General features: G+C 74.6%; 18 protein-coding genes and 1 pseudogene. 7 read left to right on the top strand and 12 right to left on the bottom strand.

Going from position 1 to position 22547, the window contains the following annotated elements; all coding sequences use genetic code 11:
• Nucleotides 1-245: 245 nt before the first annotated feature.
• A complete protein-coding gene (locus AB0E19_RS00675) occupies nucleotides 246-2513 on the top strand; it encodes a Dyp-type peroxidase (protein WP_362170914.1) in 2268 nt (755 codons plus the stop codon).
• Between the two features lie 50 nt (nucleotides 2514-2563).
• Here the strand turns inward: AB0E19_RS00675 and AB0E19_RS00670 are convergent, their stop codons facing one another.
• From AB0E19_RS00670 to AB0E19_RS00635, 8 genes and pseudogenes are all read right to left on the bottom strand, one after another.
• The gene (locus AB0E19_RS00670; protein ID WP_362170911.1) at nucleotides 2564-2719 is read right to left on the bottom strand and encodes a Trm112 family protein; all 156 of its coding nucleotides are present in this window, start codon (nucleotides 2717-2719) and stop codon (nucleotides 2564-2566) included.
• Between the two features lie 160 nt (nucleotides 2720-2879).
• Nucleotides 2880-3767: pseudogene (locus AB0E19_RS00665) on the bottom strand (hypothetical protein); the annotation flags it as partial.
• A 4-nt stretch (nucleotides 3768-3771) separates the two neighbouring features.
• On the bottom strand, nucleotides 3772-4467 hold the full coding sequence (locus AB0E19_RS00660) for a class I SAM-dependent methyltransferase (RefSeq protein WP_362172266.1): 696 nt from the start codon (nucleotides 4465-4467) through the stop codon (nucleotides 3772-3774).
• A 140-nt stretch (nucleotides 4468-4607) separates the two neighbouring features.
• Nucleotides 4608-5912, bottom strand: coding sequence for a condensation protein (locus AB0E19_RS00655; RefSeq protein ID WP_362170908.1), 1305 nt, complete (start codon nucleotides 5910-5912; stop codon nucleotides 4608-4610).
• Nucleotides 5912-10159, bottom strand: a complete 4248-nt coding sequence (locus AB0E19_RS00650) for an alpha-(1->3)-arabinofuranosyltransferase family protein (RefSeq protein ID WP_362172263.1) — start codon at nucleotides 10157-10159, stop codon at nucleotides 5912-5914. Before AB0E19_RS00650 ends, AB0E19_RS00655 begins: the two co-directional genes overlap by 1 nt.
• Entirely contained in the window at nucleotides 10156-10932 is a 777-nt protein-coding gene (locus AB0E19_RS00645) for a class I SAM-dependent methyltransferase (protein ID WP_362170905.1), read from the bottom strand. Before AB0E19_RS00645 ends, AB0E19_RS00650 begins: the two co-directional genes overlap by 4 nt.
• Nucleotides 10929-12137 (bottom strand): glycosyltransferase family 4 protein, encoded by a 1209-nt coding sequence (locus AB0E19_RS00640; protein ID WP_362170902.1) that lies wholly within the window; start codon nucleotides 12135-12137, stop codon nucleotides 10929-10931. Before AB0E19_RS00640 ends, AB0E19_RS00645 begins: the two co-directional genes overlap by 4 nt.
• Before the next feature lie 346 nt (nucleotides 12138-12483).
• Nucleotides 12484-13437 (bottom strand): DUF3068 domain-containing protein, encoded by a 954-nt coding sequence (locus AB0E19_RS00635; protein WP_362170899.1) that lies wholly within the window; start codon nucleotides 13435-13437, stop codon nucleotides 12484-12486.
• Between the two features lie 179 nt (nucleotides 13438-13616).
• On the opposite strand from AB0E19_RS00635, the gene AB0E19_RS00630 reads away from it, so the two are divergent.
• Together AB0E19_RS00630 and AB0E19_RS00625 are read left to right on the top strand one after the other, a co-directional pair.
• Nucleotides 13617-13769: a hypothetical protein gene (locus AB0E19_RS00630; protein WP_169092054.1), complete on the top strand. Its 153-nt coding sequence runs from the start codon at nucleotides 13617-13619 to the stop codon at nucleotides 13767-13769.
• A complete protein-coding gene (locus tag AB0E19_RS00625; protein ID WP_362170895.1) occupies nucleotides 13766-15019 on the top strand; it encodes a helix-turn-helix domain-containing protein in 1254 nt (417 codons plus the stop codon). Before AB0E19_RS00630 ends, AB0E19_RS00625 begins: the two co-directional genes overlap by 4 nt.
• 54 nt (nucleotides 15020-15073) lie before the next feature.
• Here the strand turns inward: AB0E19_RS00625 and AB0E19_RS00620 are convergent, their stop codons facing one another.
• Nucleotides 15074-15811: a VOC family protein gene (locus AB0E19_RS00620; RefSeq protein ID WP_362170892.1), complete on the bottom strand. Its 738-nt coding sequence runs from the start codon at nucleotides 15809-15811 to the stop codon at nucleotides 15074-15076.
• 60 nt (nucleotides 15812-15871) lie between these two features.
• Nucleotides 15872-16963, bottom strand: coding sequence for a glutamate--cysteine ligase (locus AB0E19_RS00615; RefSeq protein WP_362170890.1), 1092 nt, complete (start codon nucleotides 16961-16963; stop codon nucleotides 15872-15874).
• Nucleotides 16964-17179: 216 nt separating this feature from the next.
• Between AB0E19_RS00615 and AB0E19_RS00610 the strand changes: the two genes are divergently transcribed.
• Nucleotides 17180-17560, top strand: a complete 381-nt coding sequence (locus AB0E19_RS00610) for a hypothetical protein (RefSeq protein ID WP_362170888.1) — start codon at nucleotides 17180-17182, stop codon at nucleotides 17558-17560.
• Between the two features lie 59 nt (nucleotides 17561-17619).
• Here the strand turns inward: AB0E19_RS00610 and AB0E19_RS00605 are convergent, their stop codons facing one another.
• On the bottom strand, nucleotides 17620-18543 hold the full coding sequence (locus AB0E19_RS00605; protein WP_362170885.1) for a LysR family transcriptional regulator ArgP: 924 nt from the start codon (nucleotides 18541-18543) through the stop codon (nucleotides 17620-17622).
• Between the two features lie 70 nt (nucleotides 18544-18613).
• Between AB0E19_RS00605 and AB0E19_RS00600 the strand changes: the two genes are divergently transcribed.
• Nucleotides 18614-19237, top strand: coding sequence for a LysE/ArgO family amino acid transporter (locus AB0E19_RS00600; protein ID WP_362170882.1), 624 nt, complete (start codon nucleotides 18614-18616; stop codon nucleotides 19235-19237).
• Nucleotides 19238-19420: 183 nt separating this feature from the next.
• Entirely contained in the window at nucleotides 19421-20506 is a 1086-nt protein-coding gene (locus AB0E19_RS00595) for a ParB/Srx family N-terminal domain-containing protein (protein ID WP_362170879.1), read from the top strand.
• A gap of 115 nt (nucleotides 20507-20621) precedes the next feature.
• Here AB0E19_RS00595 and AB0E19_RS00590 read toward each other — a convergent pair whose 3' ends face one another.
• Entirely contained in the window at nucleotides 20622-21512 is an 891-nt protein-coding gene (locus tag AB0E19_RS00590; RefSeq protein WP_362170876.1) for an LLM class flavin-dependent oxidoreductase, read from the bottom strand.
• Between the two features lie 111 nt (nucleotides 21513-21623).
• On the opposite strand from AB0E19_RS00590, the gene AB0E19_RS00585 reads away from it, so the two are divergent.
• Nucleotides 21624-22448 (top strand): hypothetical protein, encoded by an 825-nt coding sequence (locus tag AB0E19_RS00585; protein ID WP_362170873.1) that lies wholly within the window; start codon nucleotides 21624-21626, stop codon nucleotides 22446-22448.
• Nucleotides 22449-22547: the final 99 nt, after the last annotated feature.

Raw genomic sequence — 22547 nt, 5'->3', positions numbered from 1 at the left:
TTCACGGACAGTGACGCGACTCAGTGTTCCGGCGCGTCGGCGGGCTGTCGCCCTGGCCGACGCAGGTGGGTGATCCGAGCGCCGAAAGCGCCGTGATGCGCCCCGTGCGCCCCCTGACCAGCCCGTTTGTCGGCGGTGAACGAGTGAAGGGTGCGTTCGGCGGCCCGTCGGCCTTCAGAGCTCGCATACGTTGAAGATCACTCTGCGCAACGACGGCGTGGAGGTGTCGATCTTCTGGAGGGACCATGGCGGACGATCTCAGGCTGCGTGAGAGCGACGACATCCAGGGCGATGTGCTCGCCGGATTCAAGAAGGACCAGATGACCCTGCTCTTCCTCAAATTCGAGGATCCGGCGAGGGCGCGCGCCTGGGTCAAGGCGCTGGAACCGCAGATCTCCACGACGCGGCAGGTGGCGACCTTCAACGCCGCGTTCAGCATGGCCCGCAAGGCGTCGGCGGGCGACGATCCGAAGACGCTGCGGGCCACGTGGATGAACGTGAGCTTCACCTACGAGGGGCTGCGCGAGCTGACCGGGAAGGACCCGTTGCCGTCCGTCGCGGCCGGCAGCGGCCTGGAGGCCTTCAAGCAGGGTTCGGACAAGCGGGCCCTGGGCGACACGGGCGACAGCTCGCCCGAGATGTGGCTGTTCGGCAACGGCAAGGGCGAGTCCGTCCACGCCGTCCTCACCGTCGCCTCCGACACGCTCCAGGACCTGCAGACGGCGGTCCGGCAGCAGCGCGAGGCCTGCGCGGGGGCGAAGATCGTGATCGTCTTCCAGCAGGACGCCTCGACGCTGCCCGGCACCCGCAGGGGCAAGGAGCACTTCGGCTTCAAGGACGGCGTCAGCGAACCCGGCGTGATCGGCTTCGACGAACCGGACCCGGTCAAGCCCGAGTACGTCAAGGGCCACCACGGCACCCGGCTGATCCCGCCCGGCGAATTCGTCGTCGGTCTCGACCGGGTCGACAGCGAGCCGCGCCAGACGCCGGAGTGGACCGACAACGGCACCTTCCAGGTGGTGCGCCGGCTCGGCCAGGACGTCCCGGGCTTCTGGTCGCAGGTGGCCGGGCAGTTGAAGGTGCTCAAGAACGCGAAGGTGGTACCGCCCGAGGCCACCACCGAATGGCTGGCCGCCCGCCTCGTCGGCCGGTGGCGCTCCGGCACCCCCGTCGCCACCTGCCCCAACGCCGACCGCCCCTCCAACGCGCTGGCCGGCGAGGACAACGACTTCGGCTACCGCGACGACCCCGAGGGCTTCCGCACCCCGCTCTTCTCGCACCTGCGCAAGACCAACCCCCGCGACGGTCTCCAGGAGCGGCCGGGGGACCGGCCGTTCGACGAGAACCCGGTCATGGACCGCCGCCGGATCATCCGCCGTGGCGCCCCCTACGGCGCGCCCTTCGACCCCGCTTCGGAGGGGCCCGGCGGGCCCGACGAGAAGCGCGGCCTGCTCTTCGTCTGCTACCAGTCGGACCTCGTCCAGCAGTTCGAGTTCATCCAGAAGGCATGGATCGACAGTCCGAACTTCCCGCCGAACCGGACCGAGAAGCCGGGTCCCGACGGAATGGTCGGCGCCGCCGGCACGCTCAGTTTCGAGACGCCGGGCAGGACCACGAAGTTGACGCTCAGTCAATTCGTTGTCACCGAAGGGTCCGTGTACGCCTTCGTGCCGTCCCTTCGCCTGCTACGACTCCTGGGCGACGGCCGGCTCACCGACAAGCCGCCCGCCGTCGTCCGCACGACCGACGCCTTCCTGCCCGTCCCCGACCTCCAGCGGACCGGCGGCAAGAGCTGGTACTGGGCGTACGGGACGGGCGGCGACGGCACCCCCGTCTGCCGGACCCTCTCCATCGCCGACGGCGACGACCACACGGACGTCCGGGAACGCCCGGACCGGCCCCTGACCACCTGGCCCTGCTACGCCGGGGTGACGAAGGTCGACGCGATCCTGCCCGTTCCGGACGAGCAGCGGGTCGACGGCCGCAGCCGCTTCTGGCTCTTCCACACGGTCGAGGGCCGGCAGGTCTACCGGCTGATCTCGATCGCCGACAGGGCCGAGAGCGGGCTCCCGCCCGAGCAGGCCGCCCGGATCGACCGCGGGGACCGCTCCCTCTCCGCGTGGGTCTCGCTCAACGGGGTCGAGCAGGTCGACGCCTTCCTGCCGGTCCCCGACATGCAGCGGACCGGCGGCAAGAGCTACTACTGGGTGTTCCACACCCTGATGGGCGCCCAGGTCTACCGCCTCGTCTCGGTCGCCGACGGCCGGGGACACCAGGACGCCGTCGAGCGTGGTGATCGCGGGCTCGACCTGTGGCGCTCGCTGACCGGGATCGCCCGGGTCGACGAGTTCCTGGCCGTCCCCGACATGCAGCGGATCAACGGCCTGAGCCTCTTCTGGGTCTTCCACCAGGACAAGTACCGGATCATCGTGATCCGCGACGGCCGCGGCCACGAGGACCAGATCACGGTCGAGGACCGCCCCCTGACCCTGTGGACGTCCCTGACGGGCTGACGGCCGATCGGCCGGCGCCCACCGTCGCGGCCCGCGGCGGTGGGCGCCGGTCAGGAAGCCCGCTGCCCGGACGACGGCAGGAGCTGGGGGATGCCGTCCACGATCGGGTAGCGGAGCCGCAGCCGGGGGTTATAGAGCGCGTCCCGGTCGGCCGTCAGCGTGAGCGGTCCCTTGTCGAGCGGGCAGGCCAGGATGCGGAGCAGCATGGCGTCGAGCGCCGGGGGAGGGTCGGACGGAGTGGACGGAGTGGGAGGAGTAGGAGGAGGAGTCGGCGTCGTGGGAGAGAGGGGAGACATGGGGTTCCTCGCTGTTCGGTGAGTGACGGCGCCGCCCTCGGCGGCGCCGGTCGGGCGGCGGGGGAGCCGGCGCCCGGGCGGGCGACGGGTCGTGGCGGGGCAGCAGGAGCAGGACGGCCAGGGCCAGGGCCGTGCCCGCGGTGCGCAGGCACAGCAGGAGCGGGTCGTCCGGCAGCCGTTCGCCGAAGGCCAGCGTCCCCACCACGGCGGTGAACAGGCACGTCACCGTGGTGCACACGGGCACGATCAAGGTGGCACGGCAACGCTGGAGCGCCGTCTGGGACATGACGAGCCCGGCGCCCGCGGTGAACAGGAGCAGGTACGGGTACGGCGAACCGAGCAGCGCCTTCGCCGCCTCGGGCACGCCCCCGGCGCTGAGCCGCCCCGAGACGCCCTTGATGGCGAGCGAACTGACGCCGTACAGGAGGCCGACGGCGACGCCGTACCCGATGCCGTTGGTCGGGACGCGGTGGCGCCGGCGCGCCCGGCGCTCCACCTGGCCGTACAGGGCCACGCCGGCCGCGAGCGTCGGGACGGACACCAGGAGCGCCACGGCCCAGGGCGCGTCCCCGCTCGCGACCTCGTCGTCCTCGCGTACCGAGGCCACGACCATCAGCAGGGCCACCAGCACCACGCCGACCGCCTGGCGCTCCCGGCCCGACGGGCGCTCGCCCAGCACCGAGGACGACAGCAGGAGCAGCAGGACGAGGCCGGAGACGAAGATGCCCTGGGCCGCGGCGATCGGCAGCGCCCGGTACACGAACAGCTGGGCGGCGAACCCGGCGGCCAGCGCCAGCGCGCCCGCCGTCCACAGCGGGCTGGTGAGCAGCGCGGCGACGGCGCGCAGCGGCCGGCCCGCCGAGAGGGCCGGCAGCGCCCCGAGCGCCCGCTTCTCCAGGACGAAGCCGACGCTGTAGAGCACGTTGGCCGTCAGCGCCGCCGCCACCCCCCACCACACGGCGTCACCTCCGCCGGGCGTGCGCCAGCAGGATGGACGCCGCGGACGGCACCGCGCACGCCGCCCGGTCGACCAGGCGCAGCCCGCGCGGGACGCCGTGGAACGGCGCACCGGAGATCCGGACGTCCTCGAACCCGGCCGACCGCAGGAACGAGCGGAGCGCCCGCGCCGTGAACAGCCGCAGGTGACCGACCACTTCGGTGCCGGGCCGCCCGTGGATGCCGCGCAGACTCACCTCCGAGAACACCGGCTGCCGGCCGGCCAGCAGGAACGCCCGGTTGTACCAGGCGGCGAGGTTGGGGGTGGAGAGCATCAGATGGCCGCCCGGGCGCAGCACGCGCCGCAGCTCGTCGAGCGCGCTGTCCGGGTCGACCAGGTGCTCGACGACCTCGCTGAACAGCACCGCGTCCGCGCAGCCGTCTGCGAACGGCAGTCTGCCGTCGTCCAGTTCGCCCCGGACGACGGCGCTCATCCGGGGCCGGGCGCGGCGCAGCGCGTCCTGGGACCAGTCGACGCCGACGATCCGGTGCCCGGCGAGGACCGGGCCCGCCGTCGCCGCCGCGGTGCCGTCGCCGCAGCCGACGTCGAGCACCAGCGCCCCGGGCCGGTCGAGCGCCCGGGCCAGCAGCCGCGCCTGGCGCAGGCTCCGGGCGTCTCCGGACGCGACGGGCACGGCCGGGTTCTCGTAGAAGTCGCGCAGCCCGGCCGGGGGGCCGGAGCCGGGAGCGTCCGCGTGCGCCCCCGTGTCCTGCCCCGCCCCGCCGTCCGCCGGGGCGGTGTCCACCGGGGCCGTCGCCGCCCCCGCACCGCCGGTCGTCGCGGTTTCGCCCCGGTCCGGGTTCACAGTGCCTCCGCATCGGTCGCCGCCAGCCGGTCGGCGAAGGTCTCGGTGATCCGGCGGCCGTCCCCGTCACCCAGCAGGGTCCGGGACCACCGCACCGCCAGGTGCAGCCGGCCGCCGGTCGAGGCGGTCGTGAAGGTCAGGCCGCGCGGCATGGCGGCCGGCGCCGACACCCACACGGCGGAGGCCCGGCCCGCGTCGCCGAAGTCCATCGGGTAGGGGATCCGGCCGAGGTTGCTGAGCAGCGTGGTGGAGATCCACGGTGCCCCGAGCCGGCGTGCGCCCCGGGCCAGGACCGCGCGGGCGGCGGCCGGAACGACCGGGGACGTGAGCAGTTCGGCGGTACGCCCCAGGGGCGGCCGGTCCAGGGCCTTGAGCGCGCGGGTGCGACCGGCCGTGGCCCGGAGCAGGGCGCCGATGTCGCTGCCCGGCCGGACCTCGGCGGGGTCGTAGGCGACCTCGACGAGCCGGGTGCCGTTGCCGATCGGCATCTCGGGCCCCCGGTCGCGGTCGTCGACGGGCATCGTGATGCGCAGGGGCCGTTCGGGCGCCCCCTGGCGGCGGTTCCAGTCGGCGACGGTCAGTGCCGTGGCGACCATCAGCTGGTCGTTCACGGTGTGCGCGGCGCCGGACGGGCGGCGTGGCACCGGCAGTTCGGTGACCAGCAGCGCGTTGCCGGGAGTCGGCCCGGGGCTTCCGGCCGCGACGCGGGCGACCGGAGCCCCCCGGCCCCCGGGCCGGGGCGCCGCTCCGGCCGGGGGACGGTCCGGCGGGGCGGCCGGCGGGGCGGTCCGTCCGCCGTAGAGCTCGGCGGCCGTCGCGACGATCCGCAGACCGGCGGGCCCGTCGAGTGCCGTGTGGTGCAGGGCGAGCAGCAGGACGCAGCCCTTCGCGTCCGGTTCCTCGACGACCTCCAGACGCAGCGGTGGAGGGTCCGCCAGCGACGGGGGCTCGGCGAGGGCCCGGTGCCGGGCCCGCGCGAGCGCGCCGGGCTCGCACGGCGGGAAGACCACCACGTCCGGGCGGGCGCGGTCGGTCAGCTCCCATTCGTAGCGCCGGGCGAACGGCCCACGCCGCCGCTCCCGCATCAGCACCCGGGGGTGCCGGGCCAGCGCCTGGTCGAACGCCGCGCACAGCCGGTCCCGCGCCACGCGGCCCGGCAGGTGGAGCTCGATGTGCACCGTGTTCGGCTCGCGGGCGTCGGCGCAGTGCCGGGCGATCTCGTCCGCGACGGTGAACGGCACCCGGGGGAGCGGCTCCCGTGCGGGCGGTACCGCGGCGCGCGTCCGCTGGTCGGTGGCCATCAGTCCTGCTCCTCTCCGGGCCGGGGCCCCGGTCCGTACGACAGGGCGCGTGGACCGGCCGACCCGGCACGATGGGCGCCGGTCCCGGAGCCGTACCCTCGGCGTACCGTCACGAGCGCCGCGAACAGGGCCGTCAGGGCGAGGAGTTGGGCCGTCGCCCCGTACGCGCCCTCGTCCATGACGGCCGCGCCACCGGTCAGGGCGGCCACCCCCGCGCCCGTCATCGCCGCGAAGGCGAGCGGTGCGAGCAGGGCCGGACGGAGCCAGGCGATCACCGCGAGCACGGGGACGAGCGCCGCCACCGGTCCCGCGATCACCACGCCGACGAGGGTCAGGACCACGGTGCCGAGCAGCAGCCCGGGTGCGGGCGGCTCGGTCCCGGCGCCGAGAGCGTCCTCGGTTCCCCTCCCGCGCCCGCTCCCGGGGCCTTCGCCCCCGACCGCCCGGCGCCGGGCGCGGAACAGCGCGAGCCCGGCGAGGACCAGCAGCGACACCGTGGCGACGGTCAGCCCGGCGGAGTACAGGCGGGACGGCTCGTAGACGAGTGTCACGGTCCCGCCCGCGCCGGCCGGGACCAGCCACGCCTGCTGCCAGCCGTCGACGCGCAGGGGTTCGAGCTCCCGTCCGTCGAGCACGGCCGTCCAGCCCGCGTTGTGGTTCTCGTGGAGCTGGAGGTACGAGGCCTCGCCCGCGCCGACCCGCACGGTGCGCCGGTCGCCGCCGCCGGAGACGGCCTCCACCGCGCGCGGTGCGGGCGCGGCGGCCCGAGGCGCACCGCTCGTCAGGTCGACCCGGGTGACCGCGAGGGGGCCGGTGTCCCCGGCCTCGACGGTGTGGGTGCTGCGGGCGAGCGAGACCCTGCCGCCGTCGGTGCAGAGGGAGACGGCGATGGGACGCCGCTCGGTGAGGTCCCGGATCCGGCCCTCGGCCCGGGTCTCCAGGAACCGGCCGTCGACCGAGACGACCGGGCCCTTCCCGCAGGGCAGGGTGAAGCGCCGCGCGGGGTCGGGCTGCGGCGCCCGGTACTTCTCAAGGGCCGGGATGTGCAGCTCGCTCAGCCCCACCGGCAGCTGCAGCTGCCGGTCGGCGACCGGATTGTGCAGGGTCAGCGGCGCGGCCCTGGAGATGGTGATGTCCATCCGGTCGGTGGTGATGGCGGCGAACCGCGCCACCCCGTTGTCGTCCACGGACGCGATGGCGGCGCCGTCCGGCGAGCTGATCCGCAGCTGCTCGGGGCGGGTCGCGAGGCCGCCGGACGAGGCGAGCACGATCTCGCCGACCGCCGTCTTCTCCGGCCAGGAAAGCCGGAGCACGGGCCGGTCGCCGGCCACCCACGCCGTGGTCAGGTCGCCGTCGGTGAGGTTGCGCGGGCTCAGGTTCGTGCCGAGCCGCGCGGTCGAGTCCGCGCTCACGACGATCTGCTCCCGCCGCCCGGTGAGGGCGAACAGCAGGTCGTCGAGTTCCTTGCCCGGTACGGGCAGGGCGGTGGCCCGCAGGGTGTAGTCGCCGGAGCGGGCGGCGGTGAACTGCCGGTGCAGCCCCACCTCGGCGGGCACGGCGGACAGGCCGCCGGGGTCGCTGCCGCGGTTCAGCGTGTACGCCACCGGCCCGGCGATCCCGGGCGGGGCGTCGGCCGGCAGCCGCAGCATCCGGGTCACCTGCACGCCCGGCACCGCGACCTCGGCGAACCCGGCGCCGGTGAGCCCCGGACGGCCCTGCTGGGAGTCGAGGATCGTCAGCTTCAGCCAGGTCGCCTCGCCCTGGGGCGCGGCGACCCGCTGGGTGCTGCCGTCGGGCCGCAGCGGGCTGACCGCGCTGCCGCGGTCGGTCTCGACCTTCACCAGGGTGGGCGCGGCACGCACCTCGCCGCTCGGCAGCGGGGTGAGGTCCAGCGTCGCGGGGAGGGTGGCCGGGGTGTCGAAGGCGATCCGCAGCCATTCGCCCCGGGGCGCCCCGGGGGAGCCTTCGGCCCAGGCGGTGTCGGGGTTTCCGTCGAAGGCGTTGACCGGATCGTACTGGGGCAGGTGGAACAGCCAGTTGCCGACCGAGGACGCGGTCACGGACCGAGCTCCGCGCAGGACCGCGGTGGTCTGGCGGGCGGGGTCGGACGTCGGCAGGATCTGGCGCGGCTCCGCACCCGGGTCCTGCACCGCTTCGGGCGCGTTGCGCTCTTCGGCGGTGTACGTGTGGGACGTTCCGGCGTTCACGAGACCGAACCGGGTGTCCGCCCGGCGCAGCCCGTCACCGGCCGCGTACAGCGACGGCGCGTCCACCCCCGGGTGGGCGTCACCGGCCAGGACCGTCGGCCGTCCGGTCACGGCGCCCGACGCCGACAGGGGCAGCAGCGACTCGGGCCCGCCGCTGACCACCGCCGTGTCCGCCGCCGGCGACATCCGCACCGGTCCCGGACGCGGGGTGCCGGCCGGCGGAGCGTAGATCTCGACCGCGCGCTGACGCGGGTACAGCCCCTCGACCTGCAACGGCGTGCCGTCCGGGATGCGGCCGTCGGTCAGCAGCGGACCGAAGCCGGTCACCCGGCGATAGCCGGACGCCTCCAGGCTCCGCTTCACCGTCGCCGTGGGCACGTGCCCGACCTGGTCCGGGTCGAGGTCGTTGCGGACGACCACGTGGTACAGGCCCGCCCGCGCGAGGTACGCCGCGAGGCCGGGGACCTCGCCGCCGGACGCCAGCGCCTGCTCCACGGCGTCCAGGACGCGCCGGTTGCCGGGCGTGCCGAACGGCACGTAGTCGCGCTGCGCCCAGGGGGACCGGGCCAGCACGTCCAGGGGCTGGTCGATCGGCGAACCCCAGGTGTAGATGCCGTGGGCGGTCGCCGGCACGACGAGGGCACGGTCCTCGGGGGCGTGCTCCGCCAGCCAGTCCGCAGTCGCCTCCCAGTGCGAGGGAAGCTTCCGGAACGCGCCGGGCTGGAGGATCGTGCCGTTGAGGTACGGCCAGGCCAGCCCCGGCAGGACGAGTACGGCGGCCACGGCGGGCGCCAGACGCCGGACCCGGACCGGCACGGCCCGGGGGAGCGCCACGGCGAGCAGGTGGGCCAGCCCGAGGGCCAGCGCGAGCGCCACCCCGGTCTGGAACTTGTAGATGTTCCGGAACGGCACGAGCGGCCCGTCCAGCCACTCCCGCACCGTCGTGTGGAAGGGGCCGCCGAGGGCGCCCCCGTACCCGGCCAGCGTGATCAGCGCGGTGACGGACACGGTCAGCACCAGCCACCGCCGCTCCGGCACGTCCCGGCGGGCGATCCCGGCCAGACCGAGGGCCGCGGCCAGCGCCGAACCGGCCACCACGACGGCCGAGGTCGCGACCGTCCAGCCGGCGGGCAGCCACGCCTCGCCGAAGTGGAGGTAGCCCACCCAGTTCCCCGCGCCGCGCAGCACCTCGGTCGCCGACATGGTCGCCGTGGTCGTACGGGAGGTTTCCACGTACGGCATGAAGTTCTCGCCGTACGCCCCGAGGAGCAGCAGCGGCACGATCCACCACGCCGTCGCCAGGATCACGCCCGGCGTCCACCAGGCGATCAGCGCCCGCTTGCGCGGACCGGCCGGCCGGGACAGCAGATACAGGCCCACGGGCAGCAGCGAGGCCAGGGTGGAGGCGGCGTTCACCCCGCCCATCAGCGGGATCAGCAGCGCCGAGCGGGCCGCGGCGAGCCGCGGGCTCGTGCCCGGGTGCGTCAGCGGCAGCAGCACCCACGGCAGCAGCGCGCCGGGCAGCGCGGCGGCCGAGGTGGAGCCGACGACGATCGTGTACGTCGGCCACAGCGCGTAGACGGCCGCGCCGGCCGCCCGCGACGCCGACGACCCGACGCGGAACCGTTCCGCCAGCCGCAGGGCGCCCCAGAACGCGGTCGTGACCACGACCGACAGCCAGAGCCGCTCGGCCAGCCAGACCGGCAGCCGTACGAGGTCGGCCGCCGCGTGGAACGGCAGCATCGGGATCACGTAGCCGACGTACTGGTCGGCGATCCCCCCGAATCCGGCCCGGTCGTGCCACAACTGGCCCAGGTCCGCGAGGAACTTCCACGGATCGGTGACGACGCCCAGCTTCGTGTCGAACGTCATCCGGCCGGGCGAGACCGCCAGGAAGGCCGCGAACACCGCGGCCCAGAAACCGAACAGCCACCGCCGGGACGCGCGCCCGGGGCTCGGCGCGGCGGTCCCGGTCCCGGGGCCGGTCCCCGGACCGGGACCGGGCGGGACCGGTGGGCGGACAGGTACGAGGCTGGTCATGGACACCGCCGAAGGAGAAGGAGAAGGTTCCAGGTCGCGAACTCGCGGACCACCGGGATCCGGGTGACGACGCCGGGCAGCACCGGCCAGTAGCGCGAGCGCGCGGAGAGGATCTCGACGTCGTCGCGCCCCCTCACGTGACGCAGGGTGGGGCCGACGCCGAGCGCGAACAGGTTCTCGCCGAGCCGGTGCTTGGCCGCCCGGCCGGTACGCCGTTCGTAGCGGGCCCGAGCCCGCTCGGCGCCCAGGTAGTGCCAGGGCGCCCACTCGTGACCGCCCCACGGAGAGAGCCAGTTGGTGAACGAGACGTAGATCAGGCCGCCCGGCCGGGTCACCCGCACCAGCTCGCTCAGGAAGGTGCCGGGGTCCCGCACGTGCTCCAGGACGTTGGACGAGAAGCAGACGTCCGCGACGCCGTCGGCGAGCGGCAGGAGATAGCCGTCCGCGACGACGGCCGTCCCCTGGGGACGCGGCGTCCCGTCGGAGCCGGCCGCCCCCGCGGAACGGAGCGCCTCCCGGGACCCGGTCGGCGCGAGCTCGGCCGGGTCGGGCTCGAACAGGTAGCCGTGCGCGCCCCGGCGGCGGAACTCCCGGGTGAAGTAACCGCTCCCGCCGCCGACGTCCACGACGACCCGGTCCTTCAGCGGCACCAGCCGCTCGACCTGGTCGGCCGCGTCCCGCGCGAGGAGCTCGTACGCCGCCCGGGGGTCGTCCTGCTCGCGGAGGAAGGCCCGGAACAGCGCCAGGGAACGGCCGAAGGACGGGTCCCTCATCGGCGCGTGCCTTCCGCGCGCACGCCCCGGCCCGGAGGCGGCCCGGCCGTCTCGACGGCCTCCGACGCGATGGCGCGGAACCGTCGTACGGTACGGCTCCACCGGAACTCCGCGGCGAGCCGGGCCGCGGCCTCGCCCATCGCCTCGCGCCGGCCGGTGTCCAGTGCCAGGGCGCACCACGCGGCGGCGAACGACGACTCCCCGCGGGCCAGGACGCCCGTGACGCCGTCCCGTACGGAGTCCCGGAGACCGGGCACGTCGAATCCGAGCGTCGGCGTGCCGCGGGCACCCGCCTCGGTGACCACGAGGCCCCAGCCCTCGACGGCCGCGGGGTGCAGCAGGAGCCACGCCTCGCACAGCAGACGGTGCTTCTCCTCCTCGGACACGTGGCCGGTGAACTCGACGCCGTCGCCCGCGAGCCGCCGCAGCCGCTCGCGTTCGGGGCCGTCGCCGACGACGACCAGCCGGCCGCCGGTCACCGGCCGGACGCGTTCCCACAGGCGCAGCAGCAGGTCGACGCGCTTGTAGTCGACCAGCCGCCCGAGGACGAGGAACACCGGCTCAGGCGACCGCGCCGTGCGCGGCGCCGGATCGTGAACGCCGTTGTGCACCACGCGGATCCGCTCCGGGGGCACCCCGATGGCGTGCAGCGCCGCTTCCGTGGAGGGGGAGACCGCGATCAGCAGGTTGCCCCGGTGGGCCCGGGCGAGCGCCCAGTGTTCGAGCAGCCGGCCCGTGCGGGCCACGGGCCGGGGGAACCGCATCCCCCACAGGTCCGTGTGGACGTGGTTGACGAGGCACACCGTCGGGCCGCGGTGCCACAGCGGCGAGAGGTACGGCATGCCGTTGCACACCTCGACGAGCAGGTCGCACGACCCGATGTGCCGCCGGAAGGCGGACCGCGCGGTGACGAAGTGCCCGAACGGGCCTCCGGCCGACACGACGCGGTACGGGCGTGGTGCCGCCGTCCCGCCGCACAGCAGCGTGACGTCGTGGCCGAACTCGGTGAGCCCGGTGGCGATCTGGTCGATGAGGAGTTCCGAGCCGCCCGCGGCGGGGTTCCCGACGCCACGGTGGGCGAGGAAGACGACACGCCGCGGTGGTTCGCTCCGGCGGGCGCGGCTCTGGACGCGTCCCGTCAGGGCTTGGGGAAGCGGGGGCGGCGGGGCGGGAGTGAGCTGCGGGGGTGGGACGTGCTGGGGCATGCGTGCTCCAACTCGTGCGGGCGCGGGGAAGCGGCGGGGAGAGAGGGGCGGGGGACCGACGGGAAGGGAGTCGGTGCGGCCGGGGGAGGCCGGAAGGGGACGGAACGGGTACCGGCGGACCGGCCGGGGGAGGCCGGTCCCGACGGAAGGGGTCGGGGACAGGGGCGGGTCGGGGACCGGGACGGGGACGGTGGAACGGGCGGGGACGGAAGCGGACAGGGGCGACCGGGGTGGGGCCGTGCTTGATGGGGAACGCCAGTCTTGGCCAGGCGATCACCCCGGGGCTACTCACCGGTATGACAACTTGGCGACCGCTCAGGCGCGGGGATGTGTCGACAAGTGAGCATCAGGCGCGCACGATCGGCCGGACGCGCCCGCGCGCCACCAGGATCGCGCCGGCCGGCGCGAGCAGCGCCCCGAGCAGCCCGGCCACCGCCGGGACGACGCTCCCGAGCAGTTTCAGCCGCCTGCCGTCCGAGGCCGCCAGCTCCACCTGCCGGCGCTGGGTCTCCTCGGTGAACGCGATCTTGTCGCTGGAGAGCAGGACGACGGCGTCCTCGTCCGCCTCCGGGGCGCGCAGCGTCTTCCGGGGCCCGATGGCCGCGTACAGGATGCGGCCGGTGGGCTGGTCCACCACCAGCTCGATGCCGGTGTTCTCGTACCACTCCTCGGCGAGGACCTGCGGCCGCTCCGGCAGGCCGACGAGCTTGCCCGGGACCTGGCGCACTCCCGTACGGGTGGCGGGAACGGTGCCGGTGAAACGCAGTCCCCGATGCCCCTGCACGGTGCCGGGACCCGTGTGGCGGAGGAGGACGACGCCGCCGAGCGTGCCGTCCCACCAGCGGTGGTCGCGCCGTTCGACGTCGAAGGGGAACTTCAGGTAGGCCTCGCCGTCGAAGACGGGCGTCTCGCCGCAGCAGTGCGCCGGCTCGTTGGTCCGCCGGTCCGTCACCCAGCGCTCCAGGGACCACTGGAGCGCGTCACGGGTGTCGGAGGCGGGCAGCGTGGCGTCGGTGTCCACCGACGTCGACACGTCCCACACGGCCTTCCCGCTCCGCACGCCGTCGGCGACGTCGCCGCGGACCTGCCGGGTGATGGTGATCCGCCGGTCGTCCACGGTCGTGAGCAGGGAGGTGTCGAAGTGGCTGCCGGTACCCGTGAAGACGGTCGTCGTGTCGACGTCGAGCGGAGTGCGTTTCGCCTCCGGCAGGACGTGCGTCCTCAGCAGCGGCGCGAGGACCAGCAGAAAGACCCCTGCTCCCAGCAGGATCAGGGACAAGGGTGAAGCGGTACGGCGCATCCGGGACTCCTGGTTCGAGAACTCTCGCGGAGACGCACGGACCCCAGGACCCGGTCGAGGTCCTTGTGGCCGAAGACGCTAGGCAGCACTTGACGCGCTGTCAATGTACTGTCAACACTGTCGGTCGGCGTGGGGGCGCCGGGAGGGGGACGACTCCAACGAGGAGCTGACCCGACACCATGCGCAGACTGATCGCAGCAACAGGAACCGTCGTGATCGCCGCGATGTGCGCCGTGGGCGCCTCCTTCGGGATCGTGTCCCTGCTCGACAGCGTTCCGGAGCAGCCCAACGTCCCCCTGGTCACCTACGAGACCACCCCGGCGAGCCGATGACCCGACTCGCCTGGAGTGAGGTTCCCCGACCGCAGATGGACCGGTTCGCCGACGTCGCACTGGCCGAATCGTCCGCCCTGGCCCACGAGATCCTCCGCGCCATCCGTCAGGAGTTCCCCGAACTGCGCCTCGTGGAGGGGGAGTCCGGCGAGCCCAAGGCCCTCGTCGGGATCCGGCGGGCCATCGAGGGCTTCGTCCACCACCTCGCGTCCGGCGCCGGAGCCGCCGACCCGCGCGTGCCGTCCGAGGTCTTCCAGGAGTTCGGCCGGGGGGAGGGCCTGAACGGACGCAGCCTGGACTCCCTCCAGGCCGTCTACCGCCTCGGCGTACGCCTGGCCTGGCGCCGGTTCGCCGAGATCGGCCAGCAGGTCGACATCGCCGCGCCCGCCATGTACGAACTCGCCGAATCCGGCTTCAAGTACCTGGACGGCCTGGTGGAACAGTCGGTACGCGGCTACGCCGAGGCGGCGGCCCGCCAGGAGGGCGAACGTCTGCGCCTGCAGCGCAGGCTGATCGACCGGCTCCTGTCCGGCCCGCACGCCGACCCGGCCCAGGCCCTCGGGGAGCGCGCCGCGCGGATCGGGTGGGAGCTCCCGGCCACCGTCGCCGTCGGGCTCCTGATCCGGCCCGCGCGGGAGGCCGTCGCCCCCGCCCTCGGCCGGGGGATCCTCCTCGACATGGAGAGCGAACAGCCGCGCCTGGTCATCCCCGACCCGGACACCGCCGGCCGCGTCGACCACGTCCGCCACGCCACCGCCGGCTGGTCGGGGGCCATCGGCCCGACCGTGCCCCTCGCCGCCGCCGTGGCCTCCCTGCGCTGGGCGGAGACCGCCGTCACCCTGACCGAGGAGGGCCTCCTGCCGCACGGCGAGGTGCAGCACTGCACCGACCGCGTGGAGGAACTGCTCCTGCTCCCCTCCCGCGACCTCGTCGACGCCGCGGCCGCGCGGTGCCTCACGCCCCTGGACGACGTCGCCCCCGCCCAGGCGCGGCGCCTCGCCGACACCCTCCTGGCCTGGATCGAGACCTCCGGCGGCGCCCCCGAGGTCGCCCACCGCCTCGGCATCCACCCCCAGACCGCCCGCTACCGCCTCCGCCAGATCCGGGAGCTGTGGGGCGACGCCCTCGACGACCCCGACCGCCGCTTCGAACTGCTCCTGGTCCTCCGCTCCCGGCGCCTCCGCACCACGCCGCCCGCGGACGCCGCCTACCAAGGCCCGACGGCGCGGGCGGTGGCGCCCCCTCGGTGACGAAGCCGGTCCGGCCCGGCGGGGGCGGTGCCCGTGGGTGGGATCGGCGTGCGGTCAGCGAGGGGCGAGGAGGCAGAACTCGTTGCCCTCCGGGTCCGCCAGCACCGTCCAGTGGACGGCGGACCGGTCCATGCCGGGGTCGGTGGCGCCGAGGGCGCGCAGCCGGTCCGCCTCCGCGGCCGGGTCGTCACCGGGGTAGGGCCGGACGTCGAGGTGGACGCGGTTCCACCCGCTCTTGGTGTCGGGCGTGCGGACGAACTCCAGGTAGGGGCCGACTCCCTTGGCGGACCGCATCCTCGCGTGGTCGTCGGCGACCTCGTGGAGCGTCCAGTCCATGGCCTCGTCCCAGAACCGGGCCAGCTCCCTCGGATCGGCGCAGTCGACCACCACCGCGGCGATCGGCCCGGTGTCCCGGTAGAGCGGACGGGGCTCCAGGACGCAGAACTCGTTGCCTTCCGGGTCGGCCATGACCGTCCAGGGGACGTCGCCCTGACCCACGTCGGCGAGTGTCGCGCCGAGAGCCTGCAGACGCTCGACCAGCTCGGCCTGATGGACGGCCGACGTCGTGGCCAGATCGAGGTGGACGCGGTTCTTCGACGTCTTGGGTTCCGGACGGGCGACCAGGTCGATGCAGAGGGCCGCGGGGTCGGGGTACGCGAATCCCACGGGTTCGAGGTTGGTCACGCCGGGCCCCTCGCTGTCGACACCCCAACCGAGTGCCTCCGCCCAGAACCGGCCGAGCGCGGAGTCGTCCCGGGCCTTCATGTTGATCTGTACGAGTCGTGTCGTCATGCCGCCGATCCTAGAAGTCCTGGTGGGGGCCGACGGCGACGCGACGGCCCTCACGAGTGATCACGGGACGTCGGGCAGGGCGGTGAGGTCGATGAGATGGTCGACGACGTCGTCCGGGTTGCCGCGCCGACGGTACGCGGCGCGCTGGGCGTCGGCGCGGCCGCCGTGACGGCGCAGGTGCGCCCAGGCCCCGTGGACGAGGTCGGCGTCGCCGCCCCGGCCGAGCGCGGGTCCCACGTGGGCCAGGAGCCCGTCGACGTACGGGAGGGCCGGGGTCAGCCGGCCGGTGACCGGGTCGACGAGCTCGCCGGCCAGTCCGTCGCGGGCGGCGCGCCAGCAGGCGGCCCGCAGCAGTTCGGGAGCGGGCCGGGGAGCCGGCTCGTGCGCCTCGACGGCCCGCAGGGCGGTGGCGGCCAGAGCCCGGACGAGCCCGGCGATCAGCACGGTGTCGTCGGCGGTGCCCGTGGCGTCGGCGGCCCGGAACTCGAGTGTGGGCAGGTGGTGGGAGGGCCGGACGTCCCAGTACAGGCCGCCGGGGTCCATGACGGCCCCGGTGCCGAGGAAGCCGCCGACGAGGTCCTCGAAGTGGGCGGTCGACTCGAAGTACGGCGGCGGGCCGGCGACCGGCCAGCGTCCCCAGGTGGTCGTCCGCCAGCTGGCGTAGCCGGTGTCCCGGCCCGCCCAGAAGGGCGAGTTGGCCGAGAGGGCGATGAGCGCGGGGATCCAGGGGCGCAGGTGGTTGCTGACCCCGAGGGCGGTGGCGAGGTCGGGGACGCCGACGTGGATGTGGCAGGCGCAGGCGATCTGTTCGTCGTCCAGGGCCCGGAACAGGGCGGCGCTGCGCGCGTAGCGGGGGTCGTCGGTCAGCGGCGGCGGCCCGGCCGGGGCGGTGACGGGCGTGCCGCTGGAGACGACGCGTACACCCCGGCGTGCGGCGGCGCGGGCCAGCGTGCGGCGGGTGGCGCGGATCTGGTCGGCGAGGTCGGCCAGGCTGGTGTGGGGGTCGGTACGGGTCTCGACCTGGTAGCGGGTGAGCTCCGGGCCCACCCGCCCGCCGAGTTCGCCCACGGCCTCGGCCACCACCTTCTCGGCGTCCGCTCGCAGGGCGCGCGAGACCGGGTCGACCAGCAGGAACTCCTCCTCGACGCCCACGGTGAGAAGCGGAAACCCCCGGCCGGAACGGGGTAACGGGGTGACGTCCGGTGTCTGCCCTGTACTCGTCATGGTGGCCATGCTGGCACGCGCGGCCCGTGCGGGGCAGGCCGCCGAGGGGCAGTGGGTTCCCTCGACACGCCCCGGACGCTACTGTTGGGTAACTTGTGGCCGTCTCCGCAGGACACGGCCGACACGACACGAAAGGGACCGCGCATGCCCGGCTCCGCGACCTCTGCTCGCCTGCTCAGCGGTTTGCTCGTGGGGGCCGGTGTGGCCCACTTCGTGGTTCCACGGCAGTTCGACGCGATCGTGCCCCGGAGCCTCCCCGGTTCGCCGCGCACCTGGACGCGGCTGAGCGGGCTCGCCGAGGTCGCCGTCGGCGCGGCGGTCGCGCATCCGGCCTCGCGGCGCGCGGGCGCGCTGGCCGCGGCCGGTCTGTTCACCGCCGTGTTCCCGGCGAACGTGAAGATGGCGTACGACTGGCGCCACCGTCCGGCCCCCGCCAAGGCGGCGGCCCTGGCCCGGCTCCCCCTCCAGGTGCCGCTGGTGCTGTGGGCGCTGCGTGTCCGCCGGACCGGGCCGTCCGGCGGCTGACCGTCGCGGAAACCGCCGGGCCCGCCCGGCGCCGAGCCCCGTTTCGGGCCGCGCGCCGTTCAGGCCTGCGGGCGGGGGCGGTCCAGGACGTGCAGGGACTCGGCCGCCGCCGCGGCGACGGTCCGCGCCACGAGCGCCAGGGCGGGCACGTCGAGTTTCCACTGCTGCCAGTAGAGGGGCACGTCCAGAAAGCGGCCCGGGGCCAGTTCGGCGAGGGCGCCGGAGCGGAGCAGGGGTTCGGCCTGGGGCTTGGGGACCAGGCCCCAGCCGAGGCCGGCGGTGATGGCTCCGGCGAAGCCCTCCGAGGTGGGCACGTGGTGCCGGAGCCGGCTCGCACCCGGGGCGCCGGGGGCGAGGGCGCCGACGAACCGGTCCTGCAGTTCGTCGCGCCGGTTGAAGACGATCACCGGCGCGTCCGGCAGGACGAACTCCAGCGGTCCGCCCGAGAGATGGCGGGACGCGAACGACGGGCTCGCCACCGGCAGATACCGCGCCGCGCCCAAGGGGCTCACGGTGCAGCCCGCGACGGGTTCCGACGAGGACGTCACCGCCGCCATCACCTGTCCGTCGCGCAGCAGCGTCGCGGTGTGCGCCTCGTCCTCCTGGTGGAGTTCGAAACAGATCGGCGGGTCCTGCGGTACCCGGGTCAGCGCCGGCAGGAACCAGGTGGCCAGGGAATCCGCGTTGACCGCGATGGCCAGGCGCGCCGGACCCGAGCCACCCGCGATGCCCAGATCCGTCAGCGCGTCCCGTTCCAGCGCGGCCAGCCGGCGCGCGAACCGCACCACCACCTGACCGGAATCCGTCGCGCGGACCGGTTTCGTACGGGTGAGGAGGACCCGCCCGGTGCGCTGTTCCAGCGTCTTCACGCGCTGACTGACGGCGGAGGGCGTGACGTGCAGGGCGGCGGCGGCCGCGTCGAAGGTGCCCTCGTCGATGACGGCGAGGAGCGTGCGGATCTGGTCGATGGGCAGCTCGTCCATAAGACCAGCTTAAGGTGGATAAGAATCTTTAGCTGTACTGAAGGTGGTCGCCGATCGTAGCGTCGTGGCCATGACCAGCAGCATCCTCCCGGCGGCCGCCGCCGGATTCGGCACCGGCCTCTCCCTCATCGTCGCCATCGGCGCGCAGAACGCCTTCGTCCTGCGTCAGGGTGCGCGCCGGCACGCGGTACTCGCCGTGGTCGGCATCTGCGCGGTGTCCGACGCCCTTCTGATCGCCCTCGGTGTCGCCGGACTCGGGGCCGTCGTCACCGCCTGGCCCGCCGGACTGACCGCGATCGGCCTCGCCGGCGGCGCCTTCCTGATCGGATACGGCCTCCTGGCCGCGCGCCGCGTGCTGCGGCCCGCGGGGGAGGCGCTCGCGACGAAGGGGGCCCCGGCGGGCTCCGTACGCGCCGCCGTGCTCACCTGCCTGGCCATGACCTGGCTCAATCCGCACGTCTACCTGGACACCGTGCTGCTGCTCGGCTCCGTCGCCGCCGAACGCGGTTCCCTGCGCTGGGTCTTCGGCCTCGGCGCGATGCTCGCCAGCCTGGCGTGGTTCGCCGGCCTCGGCTACGGCGCCCGCCTCCTCGGCGGCATCCTCTCCCGCCCCGCCGCCTGGCGCGTCCTGGACGCCCTCGTGGCCACGACCATGCTCGCGATGGGCGCCATGCTGCTGGCCCGTACGGTCTGACCCGGCCCCGCGGGCGAGGGGGGCCGCGGCCCCGGGCGCGGGGCGGCGCGGCCGACGTTGGGCGGACGTTCACCGTGACGACGGACGGCGGCTCCCCGCGCGTCGCGTGGGGTCAGGACCGTGGGCGCGCCTCCCACGCAGCCCCGCTCCCACGCTCCGCGATCCCCTGAGGAACCGTCACCGATGTCCGCCCCGAAGCCCACCCGTCGTCCCCTGACGGGCACGCTCGCCGCCTTCGCCGTCACCGCCCTCGCCGGCGGCACCGCCCTCTCGTCCGCGGGACCCGCCACGGCCGCGCCCGGAGAGCCGGGCCTCCGCCCCTCGCTCTGCGGCCACGACCAGCGGCCGACCCCGCAGGAGTACCTCTGCGCCAAGGCCGGGGACCTCGTCGAGGTCAGGATCGGGGACGTACGCCCGACCCAGCCGTCGCTCGGACACGACGAGGTCTACTACAAGCTCGGCCGCTTCACGCTGGGCAAGGACGAGATCAACAAGAAGTTCGACGAGTGGTGCGAGACGAACGGCCAGGCCGAGGCGGCGAGCGCCGCTCCGGACGCGCGACTCGACGACCCGACCTCCTTCACCTGCGCACTGCCCGTCGGCGAGGAGACGCCCGAGAGCGTCGCGGCCATGAAGACCGTGGTCATCGGGCCCGGCGGCAGCCTGTACCTCACCGACGGCCACCACACCCTCACCTCCCTGTACGAACTCCCCGACGGCGGGGCGGACCTGCGGATACGGCTCCGGGTCGTGGCCAACCTCAGCCAGTTGCCCCGGCCGAGGTTCTGGGACCGCATGAAGGCCGAGAAGTGGGTGTGGCTGCGCGACGCCCAGGGCGACGCCGTCGAGGTCGACAAGCTGCCCAGGAACGTCGGACTCGACAACTTCGGTGACGACCCCTACCGCAGCCTCCTCTACTTCGGCCGTGACATCGGCTACGAGGCGGGGACGATCCCGTTCCAGGAGTTCTACTGGGGCGCCTGGGTGCGCGACACCCGCCCCGCCGGCCTCGACCACTGGAACACGGACGACCTCGCCGGCTACCTCGGCGCCGTCGAGAGCCTGACGAAGGCGCAGACGGCGCTGTCCCCGGACAGCGTCGTCGACAGCGGAAGGACGGCCGGGGAACTCGGCGTCCTCGCGGCGTGGAACGACGGCAAGGCCAGGGACAAGGGCGAGTTCGGCAAGCTGGCCAAGCCGTACGACGACGCCAAGCCCGGAAAGCTCGCCTACGCCCTCGCCTACAAGGCCCGGCTGACCGACCGCTGACGACCGGCTCCCGGCCCGGTCCCCGCGCCCACCCGCGCGGGGACGGCGCGCCGCCGCGAAGGGCGGCGGGCGGCACCCGCGGACAGCCGCCCGCCGTGGCCGCCCGCCGCGCCGCTCAGCCGGTACGGAGGCCGGCCGACGCCAGCGTCTCCAGTACGGCTCCGAGCTGCTTCAGCGGCTCGTCGCCCACGATCCGCAGCACCACCGTCCCCGCCCCGGCCGCGGCGAGCTCGCCCACGCGTTCCGCGGCGTCCTCGACACGCCCCGAGACGGTGAACACCTGCTCCGGCGGGCGGCCCAGCCAGGCCCCGTGCCCCTCGACGCTGGGCCGCAGCGTTCGCGCCACCCGCTCGCGGTCCTCGCCGACGGAGCAGAAGGCCAGCACGATCAGGTCGTGGTCCGCCCCGGCGCCGCCCCGCGCGGTCAGTTCGCGTACCCGTTCGAGATCCCGCGGCCCGTGCCCCTCGGCGATCAGCGTCCCGTCCGCGATCCGGCCCGACAGCTCGAGCGAACGAGGACGCACCACGCCGGCGACCACCGGCGGCGGCTCCAGCGGCGGGTGCACCAGCCGGACGCCGTCCAACCGGACCTCGCGACCGTCCAGTTCGACCCGTTCGCCGCGCAACAGCGCCCGTACGGACCGGATCGTCTCCTCCAGCAGCGCCAGCGGTGACTTCGGCGCGACACCGACGGACGCCATCCACTCGGCCACCCCGTGCCCGATCCCGGCCGTCAGCCGCCCCGGGAACACCCTTGCCAGCGTGGCCAGTTCCATCGCCAGCAGGGCCGGACTGCGCAGGGGCGCCGGTGTGATCCCGATACCCACCCGCAGCCGCTCCGTCGACGCCAGGGCCACCGCGGCGGCCGACACGCCACCGTTCCACCCGAGATCCTCGACCACCCACAGATCGTCCACCCCGAGTGCCTCGGCATCCCGCGCGAAGGCCGGCAGGCCCTCCGGTGCCCAGTCACGGTCGTACATCACGCCGATTCGAACCGTCGTCATGCGATGCACCGTAGGCCCGCTCCCGGCGAGTGATCAACACCGCGTCGAGGAGCCGGAGCAAGGCCCCGGGGGCAGGCTAGGCTGCCGATCCTCGGTCATGGGGGGAATGGAATGCGGCAGCGGAAGATACGGACGGCCGTCCTCGGTGCGGCCCTGGTGGTCCTGGCCGGCTGCGGCTCCAGGGCGGCCGAGCAGGCCGGTGCCACCGGGGAGGTGCCAGGCGCGCCCACGGCAAGGGGAACGGCCACGGCCACGGCCCCGTCCTGGACGCGCGCCGCTCCGATCAGCATCGCCGGCGTCCGTACCGCCGACGGGGGCCGGTCGCTTCAGGTCGTCGCCGACGTGCCCGACGGCGCGGGCGAGTGCGTACGCGACCTGCGCGGTGCACTCGAATCCGTCGAGAACGGCACCCTGTACGTGCAGGTCACGTACGAGACGCCGGCCCTGGACCGGGACTCCGGCTGCACCGGGACGCGGCGGGTCGAAGCGACGGTGAAGCTGGGGGATCCCCTGGGGACCCGCAGGGTCATGGTGAACAGCCGGAACGTCTACACCCCCGCCGGCGCCACCCCGCCCGCCCTGCGGCCGTGTGACGAGAACGGCTGCGACCCCACACCCCCGCGGTGCACCTCGTCCTCCTATCGGCAGGCGGTCGACGACACGGACATCCCCCGGCACACGAGCTGGGAGTACCGCGGCTGCGACGACACGTGGCTGGTGCTCGACCTGTCGACCCGCATGGGGCCGGTGTGTGGCGAAGCCGACGCCGGTTGCTCGTCCTCGTCGGTCTCCCAACGCTGGTTCTACCGGGCCGAGACCGAGGGCTGGCGGCCGGTGGCCATGAACGGCGACGCGGGCTGCGCCGGCATCCACAAGGTCCTCCCGGAGCTGCCGGACCGGCTCTGCGCGTCGCTTCCGAGGCTCGACCGCGACTGACCGCCTCGCCGGCGCCGGTCCGTGGTCGATCCGGTCGGAGCGGGAACGCCGTGAGCCGGGGAAGGGTCCGCCATCGCCCGGGCCGTCCGGATCGGGGAA

The sequence above is a fragment of the Streptomyces sp. NPDC047974 genome, assembly GCF_040653375.1.
Lineage (GTDB): Bacteria > Actinomycetota > Actinomycetes > Streptomycetales > Streptomycetaceae > Streptomyces.
The sequence above is the reverse complement of the archived record's forward strand: the minus strand, read 5'-3'. Positions and strand labels throughout refer to the sequence as shown.